Source organism: Gottschalkiaceae bacterium SANA (genome assembly GCA_036323355.1).
Classification (GTDB): Bacteria; Bacillota; Clostridia; order Tissierellales; family GPF-1; genus GPF-1.
Genome location: AP028876.1, coordinates 2790390 through 2804217, shown reverse-complemented (window position 1 = coordinate 2804217; position 13828 = coordinate 2790390). Strand labels below are relative to the sequence as shown.

General features: G+C 43.6%; 14 protein-coding genes. All 14 read left to right on the top strand.

The features are described 5' to 3' along the window. Positions 1 to 288 precede the first annotated feature (288 nt). The 14 genes from AC25CA_RS13710 (at position 289) to dagF (ending at position 13700) form a co-directional block, all read left to right on the top strand. Complete coding sequence (locus AC25CA_RS13710) at positions 289 to 1620, top strand: putative glycoside hydrolase (RefSeq protein ID WP_486814397.1); 1332 nt, start codon at positions 289 to 291, stop codon at positions 1618 to 1620. 241 nt (positions 1621 to 1861) lie between these two features. Beyond that, positions 1862 to 4213 (top strand): ribonucleoside-triphosphate reductase, adenosylcobalamin-dependent, encoded by a 2352-nt coding sequence (gene nrdJ, locus AC25CA_RS13705; protein ID WP_486814396.1) that lies wholly within the window; start codon positions 1862 to 1864, stop codon positions 4211 to 4213. An 8-nt stretch (positions 4214 to 4221) separates the two neighbouring features. Continuing rightward, on the top strand, positions 4222 to 4683 hold the full coding sequence (locus AC25CA_RS13700; protein ID WP_486814395.1) for a dCTP deaminase/dUTPase family protein: 462 nt from the start codon (positions 4222 to 4224) through the stop codon (positions 4681 to 4683). Next, positions 4628 to 5026 (top strand): Dabb family protein, encoded by a 399-nt coding sequence (locus tag AC25CA_RS13695; protein ID WP_486814394.1) that lies wholly within the window; start codon positions 4628 to 4630, stop codon positions 5024 to 5026. The genes AC25CA_RS13700 and AC25CA_RS13695 overlap by 56 nt, the downstream gene beginning before the upstream one ends. A gap of 264 nt (positions 5027 to 5290) precedes the next feature. After that, positions 5291 to 6187 carry a DUF362 domain-containing protein gene (locus tag AC25CA_RS13690; RefSeq protein ID WP_486814393.1) on the top strand — a complete coding sequence of 299 codons (897 nt, stop codon included), beginning with the start codon at positions 5291 to 5293 and terminating at the stop codon, positions 6185 to 6187. 211 nt (positions 6188 to 6398) lie between these two features. Then, entirely contained in the window at positions 6399 to 8276 is a 1878-nt protein-coding gene (locus tag AC25CA_RS13685; protein ID WP_486814392.1) for a BglG family transcription antiterminator, read from the top strand. A 10-nt stretch (positions 8277 to 8286) separates the two neighbouring features. Beyond that, complete coding sequence (locus AC25CA_RS13680) at positions 8287 to 9435, top strand: amidohydrolase/deacetylase family metallohydrolase (protein WP_486814391.1); 1149 nt, start codon at positions 8287 to 8289, stop codon at positions 9433 to 9435. Continuing rightward, positions 9411 to 9749, top strand: coding sequence for a hypothetical protein (locus tag AC25CA_RS13675; RefSeq protein ID WP_486814390.1), 339 nt, complete (start codon positions 9411 to 9413; stop codon positions 9747 to 9749). The genes AC25CA_RS13680 and AC25CA_RS13675 overlap by 25 nt, the downstream gene beginning before the upstream one ends. A 2-nt stretch (positions 9750 to 9751) precedes the next feature. Then, complete coding sequence (locus AC25CA_RS13670) at positions 9752 to 10108, top strand: SFCGS family glycine-rich protein (protein WP_486814389.1); 357 nt, start codon at positions 9752 to 9754, stop codon at positions 10106 to 10108. Between the two features lie 20 nt (positions 10109 to 10128). Continuing rightward, complete coding sequence (locus AC25CA_RS13665) at positions 10129 to 10410, top strand: DUF4312 family protein (RefSeq protein ID WP_486814388.1); 282 nt, start codon at positions 10129 to 10131, stop codon at positions 10408 to 10410. A gap of 13 nt (positions 10411 to 10423) precedes the next feature. Next, positions 10424 to 11137 carry a DUF4311 domain-containing protein gene (locus AC25CA_RS13660; protein ID WP_486814387.1) on the top strand — a complete coding sequence of 238 codons (714 nt, stop codon included), beginning with the start codon at positions 10424 to 10426 and terminating at the stop codon, positions 11135 to 11137. A gap of 18 nt (positions 11138 to 11155) precedes the next feature. After that, a complete protein-coding gene (locus AC25CA_RS13655; protein WP_486814386.1) occupies positions 11156 to 11803 on the top strand; it encodes a DUF4310 family protein in 648 nt (215 codons plus the stop codon). Between the two features lie 28 nt (positions 11804 to 11831). Next, entirely contained in the window at positions 11832 to 12944 is a 1113-nt protein-coding gene (locus AC25CA_RS13650; RefSeq protein WP_486814385.1) for a DgaE family pyridoxal phosphate-dependent ammonia lyase, read from the top strand. A 3-nt stretch (positions 12945 to 12947) separates the two neighbouring features. Continuing rightward, positions 12948 to 13700 carry a 2-dehydro-3-deoxy-phosphogluconate aldolase gene (gene dagF, locus AC25CA_RS13645; RefSeq protein ID WP_486814384.1) on the top strand — a complete coding sequence of 251 codons (753 nt, stop codon included), beginning with the start codon at positions 12948 to 12950 and terminating at the stop codon, positions 13698 to 13700. The last annotated feature ends 128 nt before the right edge of the window (positions 13701 to 13828 follow it).

Here is a 13828-nt window from a genome sequence, read left to right as displayed (position 1 = left end):
CCGTCGACGGGTCCTTTTGTATGGAACAGGTATACTTAAAGGAAAGGTACAAAGCGATCTACTTTGCCATTAACCATTTACCCGTGGATTTGTGTATTTAAACAGAGGGCATTTCGAAAGTTAAAAATAGTTGACCACGATTTGTCCTACATGATAGGGTGCTTGATTGGTATTCGTTTACTTTTCAGTCACAATCACCTCCAATTCATAATAAGATGGCGGATTTGGATTGCTAGCCCACCACTCCTAGGATATAATAAAGAAAGCATATTTAAAGGAGCGAAAATAATGAAAAGAAAAGTACTTGCCGGTTTGATGGCCGGATTATTTATAGCAAGCATGACTACAGGATTTGCAACAAGCCAAGATCCATTTAGCGAGCCGGATTATATGCCGGTTGATCGAAGCTGGAAAGCCTTCGAGAATCAAACGAAGGTTAAGGGGATTTATGTCACGGGTAACGTGATTGGTTATAATCCGAAGTTTGATGTTTTGTTAGATTTGGCTGTGACGACAGAGGTCAATGCCATGATTATTGATGTAAACAATGACAACGGACACTTTACCTATCCGACGCGTGTACCCATGGCCGTTGCAGAAGGACTGGACAATGCACCCTTGTCGCCTAAGTTCTCTGTCAATTGGGATCGCTTGAAGGCAGAACAGATCTATACGGTGGCGCGGGTGGTGACCTTTAAGAATTCGCGGGTGGCGGAAGCTTATCCGGAATTGGCTATTCAGTATGCCGACGGCAGCGTATGGAAAGACAAAGATGGCAATGCCTGGTTGAACGCCTATAATCCAGAAGCCTGGGAGTATCCTTTGGCGATTGCCTTGGAAGCTGTGAAGATGGGTTTTGACGAGATTCAATTCGATTATGTACGTTTTCCAGACAAGGGGAAATTAAGCTTGATCGATTATAAGGAATATGAAGGTGCTGATCGCAATCAGGCCATCGCTGATTTTCTTCAACACGCAACGGACGTTCTTTCGCCATTCGGGGTAAGGATCTCTGCGGATATCTTCGGCCAAGTAACCATTTCAAGAACAGGAGAAGGGGTTGGTCATCAATTGGAAACCCTGGCGGATGCCTGCGATGTTTTGTCGCCGATGGTTTATCCCTCTCATTTCTATCAAAATACCTTGGGCGTTAAATTCCCAGACAGTGATCCATATGCAATTATTTACGGTACGATGTCAAAGGCGAATGAGCGGATTGAGCTAGCGGAAACGACACGAAAGAAAGCCTTGATGCGTCCTTGGCTGCAGGATTTTTCCGCACCATGGATTAAAGGTGATTATGGTGTGAACTTTGTAACCTACGGTCCGAAACAGGTGCGTGCACAGATTGAGGCAACCTATGATGCGGGCTATGAGGAATGGATATTATGGAGTGCATCGAATAATTATACGGTAGAAGCTTTATTGCCGGAGGGGGTAACGGATTCAAGTGGTTACTTCTCTTTTGATCCTCGAGCGCCATATATCATCAAGACACAGCCAAAGCCAAAACCACAGCCGGAACCAGAACCAGAACCTGAACCGGAAGCAGAAGTGGAAATAAATCCTCAACCTGTTACTGAACCGGAAGCGCCTATAGTGGAAAATCCGTCCGCTTAGGAAGTGAATGTAGGAAAATATTGATTCATCGATCCGTGGAGAAAACTCTTCACGGATTTCTTATTTTTCTGACAAAAAGAGCAAACGGCATAACCATGGGGTTTACATGTAGAGCTTATTTTTTCCTGCCGTTTCCCGGGAAATATTTCTTGTGATGGAAAACGGTTAGGTGTACAATATGAAGAGTAGATAAGATTATAAACCCCTATATTTAGTGGGTGATCAATAAGGAGGCGATGGAATGAAAGTATCAAAACGCGACGGGAGACTGGTAGAATTCAATCTCGAAAAGATCGTTCGCGCCATTGAGAATGCGATGAAAGCGACCAAGGATGGTGTAGATCACCTGCTTAGTCAGAAGATTGCAGAGCTGATTGGACAAGCAGCTAGCGATTCACGTATTCCCATGCAAGTTGAGGAAGTTCAAGATTGGGTCGAAAACTATCTGATGGATTCGCCACGCAAGGATGTTGCTAAGGCCTATATTTTATATCGATATGAGCGAGACAAAACAAGGGATGCAAGGAAGCGGACAGATGATCGAATTTTAACAGATGAATTTGTCAGCCGTTACAAGCATCTTCCTGCTCCAATGAAGCAATTGGGAAATTTTGTTTATTACCGCACCTATTCTCGTTGGTTGCAGGATCAAAACCGCCGGGAATATTGGTGGGAAACCGTGCGAAGAGCGGTTGAGTACAATGCAGGTCTTGTGCCGACTACAAAAGCGGAAGCAGAACGGCTATTTGATAATATTTTTCATTTGAGACAATTTTTATCCGGTCGTACCTTTTGGGTTGGTGGAACGCCGGTTGCGCAGAATTATCCAATTTCCAATTACAATTGTGCCTTTGAAGTCATTGATGGATTTGATGCATTTAAGGATTTGTTTTACCTATTAATGGTCGGTGCTGGTGTTGGGGTTCGAATTTTGAAGGACGATGTCAAGCAATTGCCTAAGGTTCGAACGGATTATGAGTTGATTCATCAAGATTATTCTCCGGTAGCAAAGGCGGATCGAGAAGATTCAACTAGCCTTCATTTCTCGCGCAATGCATCGGTTAAAATTACCGTAGGCGACAGTAAAGAGGGATGGACGCAGGCTTTAGATTATTATATCAAGGTCTTGTATTCCAATGAGTACCGTGATATTACAACGATTGTGATCAATTACGATCATGTTCGTCCAAAGGGTGAGAAATTAAAGACCTTTGGTGGAACCGCATCGGGTCATGAATCATTAAAAAATATGTTCTTTAAAATCGATCGAGTCATGAAGAAACTCGGCGTGATTCATAGTGCAAAGCGTGTAAAATTGAAGCCAATAGATTGCTTGGATATTGCCAATATCATTGGTGAGAATGTTGTTGTCGGCGGTGTTCGCCGAACAGCAGAGATCGTCTTGGTGGATTCTGATGATACGGAATGCATTGACGCAAAAAGCAATCTATACAAGCAGATTGATGGACAATGGATTGTGGACAAGGATATCATCCACCGACAAATGTCCAACAACTCCATCTACTATCGTGAGAAGCCAAGCCGCGAGCAATGGCATTGGCAGATTGAAAAGATGCGTTATTCCGGAGAACCAGGATTTGTCAACGCTATTGCGGCTGAAAAGCGACGTCCAAATTTCAATGGCGTTAATCCTTGCGGCGAGATTCTTTTGGATACCCGTGGATTATGCAACCTGACAACCATTAATACCTTCGCATATGTACAGGCAGATGGCAGTTTGGACCGAGAAGGTTTGTTGGATGCACAACGACTTTCTGCTAAGGCTGGATATCGAATGACATGCGTGGAATTGGAATTGCCAATGTGGGACTCCACTCAAAATAGAGATAAATTGGTGGGATGCTCCCTTACAGGCTGGCAAGATATGGTCAATGCGGTAGGAATGACGGTCGACGATCAAGCTATCTTGTTGGGTGAGTTGAAAGTTGCTGCTAATGAGGCGGCTGAACACTATGCTGAGGAATTGGGTGAGAACGCACCTATTTTGGTGACAACAGTCAAACCGGAAGGAACACTTTCGCAATTGCCGACAGTTTCTAGCGGTGTTCATTATTCTCATTCTCCATATTATATTCGTCGTGTGCGAATCAATGCGACAGATCCATTGGCTAAGGTTGCGGAAGAATTGGACTGGCCCGTATTCCCAGAAGTGGGACAAGAATGGAAAACTTGTTCAACCAAAGTGGTTGAATTCCCGGTTCAAGCACCAGAAGGCCGTACCAAGTACGATGTAAGCGCCTTGGAACAATTGCAAAACTACAAGCTCTTTATGGATGCTTACGTGGAGCACAATTGCTCGATTACAGTTCATGTTCGAGAGCATGAGTGGGATCTTGTAGAAGAATGGGTCTATGATCATTGGGAAGAGGTTGTTGCCTTGTCCTTCTTATCATTGGATGACAATTTTTACGATCTTTTACCATATGAGTCGATCGAGAAGGATGAGTACCAACGTCGCGTGGAAGAGATGCGACCATTTATTCCGAATTTGATCAGCAAATACGAGAAGCATGAACAGCAATTGGATATCGGAAGCGATGGCTGTGATACCGGCGTATGTCCGATTCGATAGGGGGAACCATGAAGATACGAGGTTTTGAAGTTGTTCGAGAGGACGCAAGAAAATTCGGCAACTTGAAGATTCAATTGCCGACACGGGGATCTAAGATCGCCGCCGGTTATGATTTCTACGCACCTGAGACCTTTACAGTTCCCGCTGGGAAAGTCTATGTGGTTTGGACTGATGTGAAGTCCTATATGCAAGAGGGAGAAGTACTGAAATTGTATGTGCGTTCTTCTATCGGTATCAAGCGTGGCTTGGTATTGGCCAACGGGACGGGAATCATCGATGCGGATTATTACGAGAATGCATCCAATGATGGTAATATTGGAATCGCTTTGTTTAATTGCCGCGAGGAAGCGGTTATAATTGAAGCGGGAGAACGAATTGCCCAAGGGCTGTTTATATCCTTCCTGGTTGCTGACAATGGAAATACGGATTCTGAACGCGCAGGTGGCATGGGATCGACAGGTACAAAATAAAATGGCGGCGCGGAAGCGCCGTCTTTTGAATAAGGAGGAAATGATGGTACGTCATTTGGTAATGTGGAAAATCAAGGCAAGTCATGAAAGAAGCAAGGAAGAGAACATGAAAGAAATGAAGGCAAGACTGATGGCACTTCAGGGCCAGATCGAAGAGCTCAAAGTCATTGCAGTTGGGCTGAATGACAATGTTTCCGATATGGCTTATGACATAGTTTTAGAAACAAGTTTCGACTCAAAAGAAGACTTGGACGCATATCAGGTTCATCCGAAACATCAAGCCGTAGGTGGATTTATTAAGACAATTGCCATGGCTCGTGTTGTTGTTGACTACGAAGTTTAAATAAAATGATTGGAAAGGCTCAAAGGAGAAATCCTTTGAGTTTTTTTGTGGTTTAGCAGCAGAGACTCGTTACTCTAATGGTCGGAATGGGTAATTAGACTGTATAAAAGTGGTGTTTTCACCCTTTTCGTTTTAGAACGGTAGGTGAAAAAGAGAGGGAAACTGAAATCTAATTTGTCAGGGTAAGATCAAATGAATTCTGTGTGAGGAAGAGTATTTCGAACGGGACGGACCGATAGGTACAAGCTAGATAAGGAGTTTTCGATGATGAATAGTTTTATGTATAGAATAAAACGAGTCCTTGGTCCTAAAGGCATAAAGGATCTGGAGGTCTCTGGAAAGATTACTCCTCGGATTCGCCGCGTGAAGGGAACATCAACCCGTCGGTTTAATGGCGTTGATTTGGATGAAATTGATCGAAAAATGGAGCCTGTTAAAGGGGTTATTTTTCGAGGATTTCATGTTCATGATCGAGTCTTGATTAAAGTGAATTATCATTCAGCCAATCCGTATCCGGCTTCTACAGATCTTGACATGCTTGAGTGGCTTGTTAATCAGTTAAAGAAACGCGGGATCCATCGAATTATCCTTGGAGATTGTACGTCCAATGGGGAATTACCAACCCGCAAGCTGATGAAGGAAGCAGGGGTCTATTCACGCTTTGGCGATCAGGTGGAGTATGCTTGTTTTAACGAGTTGGAATGGGTTCGGATTAATGGCAAATTCTCATTTTTATCCGATCTGGTGGTGCCTAGATTGGTCGATCAAGTCGATAAAATCATTTATCTGGCAAATTTGAAAACTCATCGGCATGCTGATTTTTCTTTAAGCATGAACTTGGCTGTTGGATTTATGCATCCTTTGCAGCGAATTGAACTGCATCAAGAAAATTTACATGAGAAAATTGTTGAGATAGCGGCAGCGGTTCAGCCAGATTTGATATTCTTGGATGGGCGGAAGGTCTTTATTGAAGGTGGTCCCAATGAGGGGCGGGTTGAATGTGGTGATTGTGTGATCGTGGGGAGTGATTTGTTGAAAACAGATCTAGTGGGCTATGAGGTTTTGCTAGAAATGAAGAAGACGCATCAGTGTATGGCAAATTTTACAGAAGATCCTTTTGAAATGAAGCAATTTCGATGTGCGAAAGAAGTCTTTCGATAAAAGTGTTCTGTTTAAGGTAAAAAGGTAATCATGCAGATACGCACTGCAAGAAAGAGATAAATCCTGCAAGTTAGATAATTTGAAAGAGGTCCTGTTGAGAGGGATCTCTTTTTTTGATAGACTTATCGTATAAAATTGCACGATATAAAGGGAAAGACTTTGTTGTTTTGCATGATTAAAAAAGCGTATAGAATGCAAGTAGGAGGAAACAATGGAATTAAAGGAAAGGCAAGTTGGAATTCTAAAGATCTTATTGAGAGAAGATGCTCCCATGGTGGTACAGAATTTAGCGGATCAATTACAGGTTTCAATCCGTACCATTCGATATGACATCAAAGAAATGAATTATTGGCTCAGGAAAGTTGGAGCGGAAATTCATTCCAAGCCCAGGGTTGGGGTCTGGATTGAGAAGAAGGAAGCGGCGAAAAGACTAATTTCTCAAAGTCCGGATCAAGACTATCGAAATTATTCCTCAAAAGCTCGTCGATTGCTTGTGGTGATTCAATTGTTTATCGCAGAGAAATTTATAACGACGGAGTTTTTAGCGGAAGAAGTGGGCGTTAGCCGATCTACCATTGTTTCTACATTAAAAGAATTGAAAGACCAAGCAAAACTTGAAGGATTGGAATTAATTAGTCGGGCGCGATATGGATATCGATTAGAAGGAAAGGAAACGGATAAACGAATCTTTGCGGCATTGTACTTAGCTGAGAGCCTGAAAGATCAAACCTATGGCGAGGTGAGAGAGATTTTGCCCTTTGACGATGTCGAGCCCTTATTTCGAGAAATTCGCAAGCGAATCTCCGTGACCAAGAAGGAATATGCCATTTGGATTCCGCAAGAGCAATTCCAGTTTATTGCATCCTTTATATTTTTATCCCTTCAAAGCATGAAACGCTCTCATTATGTGAGTGAAACGATAAGTGAAAAAAACAGCCTAAATCAGTCGCTGCATCTTATGGCTGAGGGTATTTTAAGAGGATTGTCTTCATGGCTTGACTTAGAGGTACCGATTCAAGAAATCCATAGATTGGAGCGGGTTCTGTTAAAGAATAATTGTACCGTATTTGAAATTAAAGGACGTCGAGTTTTTGACCCCAAATTGATTGATACCGTATATGAAATGTTACGAATCGCTTCATTGGAATTACAATTGGAAGACGAGGCCTTACTCCATTTAAAAGAGGAACTTCTTCTTCATTTGGAGCTAACGTTGGAAAAGTCACAATTACAGATTGAGAGTAAAAACTATTTGTTGGATGAAATACGAAAACAGTATGCCTCGCTCTATGCCATTGCTGAAAAGATGTCAAAAGTATTCGAAGAATATTTTCATATTCCGCTTAATGAAGATGAGGTTGGCTTTCTCACCATGTATCTTTGTGAGAATACGGAAAAAAGAAAAGAGGGTGAGTCACGCAAGATCCTGATTGTATGTAGCAGTGGCAAGGGTGCAGCCAAGCTATTAGAGAAGCGGATCCGCAACAATTTGCCTCATATTGAGATTGTAGGTCCAACCTCGGCTTTTGAGGCGGAGGAAAACCTCTCGCAGTTTGGCATTTTGGATTTTGTGGTTTCGACGGTGCATTTGGAAATTACAATTCCTTATTTGCTGGTCAGTCCAGTGATTTCTAATGAGGAATTGGGGATGATCCATAGTCACTTATATGGCTTTCAATCCTTGAAAGAAACCAAAAGAAGTGTGGCGGGTGATCGTGTTCGTAAGCAATTGGCAAGTCAGCAGGGTCAAAAGGAAATTCCAGGTATTCAACGGGATGGATTGGAAGATTTTGCTCATTTGACGGGTATGGCTGTTGTTGAATTTGGAGAAATGATGATGAAGCTTGCTGATGAAGAGGGCATTACCCTGGAGAGGCAAAATCTATGGGGACTGACCTTGCATATCATTTTGTCGATTCCAAGATGGATCTACGGAGACTATGTGTCGGAAGGTGATTTGGATCGCTATCAGTCCCAACACCCTAACTTGTATAAAAAGGTTGAAAACACCTTGTTTCGAATCGGTCAAACCTATGATTTAGTGGTTCCTAGCGATGAAGTGGTGGCGGTAATGCGTTATATTGTGTGAGGTGAAAGAGATGAAAAGTATACGTTTGTGTCCGGAGCGAATTTATCATCCGGGCAGACAAGAATATGAACATGCGGAAATTCGAGTTGCAAACGGACGAATTCTAGCGATTGAAAAACACTTGAATCCGATTGAAGGCGAACAAGTGGTCGCCTTGCCCGGAATGACGCTAACACCGGGCTGGATTGATATTCACGTCCATGCCAATCCAATGGGAACGGTAATTGGATTGAATCCGGATCAGGTGGGAATCTTGCGGGGAAGCCCCATCGTATTTGATGCGGGTACCGTGGGAACGGATCAACTGGATGATTATGTGGAAAAAATGATAAAGACGTCGAATACGGATGTGAAGATTCTATTGAACATCTCTCGAATTGGACTTCAGCGATTGGATGAGGGGTCAAACCCAGAGTGGATTGATGAAGATGCCATTCGCAAGGCTGTTGCAAAGTATCCTGACTTAATCGTTGGAATCAAAGCCAGGGCCAGTGGAAGTGTTGTCGGTGATCAGGGTATTGAACCAATCAGGCGGGCTAAAGTCATTGCAAAGGATTTAAAGTTGCCCCTGGTTGTGCATATCGGAAATCAGCCACCAAAGGTAGAAGAGGTATTGGCTTTATTGGATGATGGCGATGTGATTACCCATTGTTTTCACAACAAGCCCAACGGCTTATTTGATTTTGAAGGAAACCTGATTTCTTCGGCACTCGCCGCCAAGGAACGAGGTGTTATGTTCGATGTTGGGCATGGATCGGCAAGTTTTAGTTTTGAAATTGCTGAACGAGCACAATCAAAGGGATTTATTGCTGATTTTATCAGCACGGATCTCTACGAGAAGAATATGGACGGTCCTGTGATTTCTCTTTCTAACGTCATGGACAAGATGATTCAAATTGGCATGTCGGTGGAGGATGTGATTGATCGAGTGACCGAAGCACCTGCAGAAGTATTTAAACTGAAAGGGTATGGGCGATTTGAAATTGGTGGGAAGGCAAAAATGACGGCCTATTCTAGAGAATATAGTCAGACCGATTGGACGGATAGTGTTGGCGTTCAACGAGAAGGAAAAGAGAGATTTGCAAAAATCTGGTCCATTATAGATGGAGAAGTGACAAAGTGGGAGGGATATCGGTGCCAGAAATCATTAGAGAAATAGAAGAGCGTCTAGAGCTGACACCAGACGAAAAGGAAATTGCGAGCAAGGTGCTGATTTTTACAGAGAAACAAGGAATTATATGGAAGGATCATTTCAGACTGGGATTTTTGTCTCATATGATTTCATTGATCCGTCGAGCCCGAGATGAAGAATGGGTAGCGGAGATGGATGAAAGCCTCTTTGAAGAGGTTTCGCCCGCCGCGATTCAGTTGGCACAAGAAATTGTTGAAGCATTTTCAAAGGAAGGAGCGAAACATCGCTCGGAAGTTTTATTGGTTTCAACCCATTATGAAATGGCGTTGAGAAAGGAGTAAACATGGATAAGCAAATTACGATTGTCATTGGGCATCGATTGGGCAAGGGACAGAAAGTAGCCTTGGGCATCGAAAAAGCTGGCGGCAAAGCGATTGTTATCAAAGGTATGGCAGCAGATATGAAACTTGGCGATGCCATGCAAGAGCATCAAGCGGATCTAGGAATTTCGTTTTGTGGATCTGGCGGTGCCGGTGCTTTAATGGCTGCCAATAAGTATGGATATAAAGTGAAGCACCATCTACGTAGTGTGGAAGCGGGCGTAACGGCCGTGAAGGAAGGCTATGAAGTTGTGGGGTTTGGCTTTATGGATATAGAGGAATTGGGCGAGGCATTGGTGAAAGCCTACCTGGCTCGATAAGCAAAAAAGGAGGAGAGAGAATGAATTGTTTGCAAGAGAAGACTGCGGAGATCTTACTTGCTGCCAGTGGCGAATCTAGAAAAGATGCGCTCGGCAACGCCTTTGCTAAATTTAAAAAGGAAGCATACAAACAACTCGACCAAGCACTAATCCTTCAAATGGAACCCATGGAAGTGGAAATTCTGGAAGAAAATATCGTGGAGACGACAGAAAAATTCCTGTTTATTTTTATGCCGAAGGTGAAAACCCAGGTCCAACTGAAGGTAAGAATTCTTACCCGGTTGAAATTTATTAATCCTTAGAGGAGGAAGTATTGTGACTGGACTTATTATCAAATCAATCATCATTGGTCTGCTTGGCGGTGGCGCTATTGCAGCCGGCGCGGCGAGAATGTTTCATTCGCCGGAATCTCAAGCCATGGGGGCGTTTCGTACCCTTGGTGAACTAAATGCCTGCAAGGGCGATCCAATTGCACATTTTTCATTTGGTATGGGCTTTTTCTTCAATGCAGCAGCAGCAGCCGTTGCAACTGGAGCCTTGACACAAGACGTGTTCCATCGAATTGTACCAAATTTCGCTGCTGGCGCACTTTTGTTAAAAAACAAGTCGGTTGAGGAAACCTTGTATGATCCATCGAAGATGATCGTGACTGGAGCGGTTGCAGGAGCGGTTGTAGTAACCTTCTTGAACACCTTGGCATCAGTAATTCCTGAACAGCTGTCACTTATTGCCAAAGAGATTCTGTCTCCTGCAGCAAGTCTGATGATCAATCCTGTAATGCCGATTATCTTTTGGTTAGCAGCTTTGGATGCAGGTAAGAAAACGGGCGTATGGGCGACCATTCTAGGCGGTACAGGTCAAATGATTATGGGCAACGCGGTTCCTGGATTGGTTCTAGGCATCTTGATTGGTCAATCGATTGAAGAAAAAGGATTCAACAAAGCTGTGAAAGTGATGTTGGGCATTATCATTGCATTGTTCGTCATTATTGCGTACTTCCGTGGTTTCTTTGCGAAACTGGGTCTATAGAAGAAGGAGGAAAATCAAATGGAAACAACAAACAAAAATTTAAAATCACTATTGCTTGCCAACAAGACCTTCCCTCTTTTGATGGCCTTGGCCTGCGCATCGATCTTTGCGGGAACACATTTGTATATCGTTTATGGAACAGGCGCATTCAACGAAATCTTTGTTGTTCAAATGCTAGATGAAGGTTTGGCGACAGGGGATTATGCAGCCGCAGCTGGATTTGCAACAGGCTTCCTGCTCGCACGAATTTTAGAAGGTCCATTGGTTGGGATCTTGGATATTGGCGGATCATTGATGACTGGTGTTGGGATCGGAATCCCTGCTATGCTATTAGCGGCAGGAATTACTGCACCTTTGAATAACTTTGCCTTGTCTTTGCTTACAGGCGCTGGAATCGGCATTGCCTTAGGCCTTTTGATCATTGGCGTTCGAAAAGCGATGCCTGAAGGTTTATCTGCAAGCGGTACCGATGTCATGATGGGTGCGGGAAACAAGACGGGTCGTTTCTTGGGGCCATTGATTATTATCTCTGCGATTCAGTTCAGTATTCCAGCAGGCATTGGTGCATTTGTTGGAGCTGCGATTGCTTATAGCAAAGATCGTCCAATCGCAGGTGGTGCAATTTTAGGCGCGATGTTGTTGGCCGGCGTATTCGCTTTTATGTAAAGGTAAATCAAACGAAAGAGGGATGCATGTGAATCTTTATAAGAGTAAGGGATTAAAAGAGATTATTAATGCAAGTGGCAGAATGACGGCGCTAGGGGTTTCAACCCCTCGCGCTGCAACCCTCGAAGCTATGGCTTCGGCTGGACAAAATTTTGTTGTATTGCATGAATTAATGAAGTATGCGGATCAAGAAATAAGCAAGTTTACCGGGGCGGAAGCAAGTTGTCCAACAGCCTGCGCATCTGCTGGGATTGCCATCTCGGTGGCGGCAACCATTGCAAAGGAAAACCTGTTACAGATTGAAAGCCTTCCTCAGGTATTAGATGGATTTAAAAATGAAATTGTTTTACAAAAGGGACATGCGGTTAACTTTGGTGCACCCATTGAAACGATGATTCGTGTAGGCGGAGGAAAGCCGATTTTAGCAGGGCAAGCAAATAAGGTCGCTGCAGAACATGTAGTTGCGTCAATTAATGAACGAACAGCAGCACTTTTTTATGTCAAGTCGCACCATTGTGTGCAAAAGGGTATGCTTTCAGTGGAAGTCATGGCAGAGATTGCCCATGCGCATAATTTACCGTTGATCGTGGACGCGGCGGCAGAAGAAAATTTGTCCAAGTATGGCCAAGCGGGCGCTGACATGGTGATCTATAGTGGATCAAAAGCCATTGAAGGACCAACTTCTGGATTTATAACGGGAAAACGAGAATGGATTCAGGCTTGTCATTTGCAATATTTAGGAATTGGGCGAGCTATGAAAATTGGAAAAGAAAATATCATGGGGCTTCTTACGGCTCTGGCGGATTATAAAGAAGAGCGAACAACACAAGAGATTGAAACCATGAAGGCATGGGCGGAAAGTCTGGCTGTTGAATTGAATGCTTTGCCAGGATTTAAAGCCGGCGTTGTTCAGGATGAAGCAGGTCGTGCAATTTTTAGAACGACTGCAAAGGTGGATGATCGGGTTGTTGGCATAAGTGCGGCAGACTTGGTTGCTCGCATGAAGGAGGCAGACCCGGCGGTTTATATTCGAGAGCATTACGTCAACACCGGTGTATTGACCTTCGATTTGCGATCGGTTAAGGAATCGGATCTTCGGAAAATTACTGCTGTGATTTCAGGCTGTTTAGAAAGGAAGTAAGACATGAATCGCTTACAAAAAATAAATTTTATGAAGGATCGAGTTGCGGTCAATTACCTTGCGGGAGACTTGGAAAACGCAAAGGAAGTGATAGCAGCCATGGAAGGCCACGCTTTGGTGGGCATTTTGTCCAAGCAATTTGATACAGTTGAAGAAGGCGTCGAATGCGTTAATGAATGGTTGAAGGAACTTCCTTCCGTATCGGTAGGTATGGGCGGGGGTGATCCAGCTCAAGCGGTGAAAGCTGCTTTGATTGCTTGCCAAACCAATCCGGGTCACGTCAACCAACCCTTTACAGGGGCAGGCTTTGCATCGGGCGCGCTTCGAGCAAAGGGTTCCAATGAAACTGCCATTAATGTCATGATGGCCCCAACTGGCATTCCGGGGAAGGTGAAAATCAATACTGGGAAAAACAGTGTGGAAAAATCAGAAGCCTTGGTTGATGTTGATACGGCAATGGCCATGATCAAGGATATGGAAGCCGATTCGGTGAAGTTCTTTCCTATGGGAGGCCTGAAATCAATTGAAGAGCTAAAGGCAGTGGCAGAGGCATGTGTACGCCAGGGTATTCAATTAATTGAGCCGACCGGTGGAATCACCCCTCAGAACTTTGAAGAAATTTTACAGGTCTGTCTAGATGCAGGGGTTCCCTATGTGATGCCTCATGTTTACGGATCAGTGATGAATAAAGAAACCGGGATGACTCAGGTTGATCAAGTCCGCAAGATCTATGAGGTTTTGGAAAGACTCCTCTAGATCCTTTTCTTGCAGAAGGGAGAATTTCTCCCTTCTCTTTTTTTTGAAAAAAGTCAAAACTGTAAGAAAACTTCGTAGAAACTGAAACACTCTCTTCATCGTTTTGAGATAAATTTCCGATAAAATAA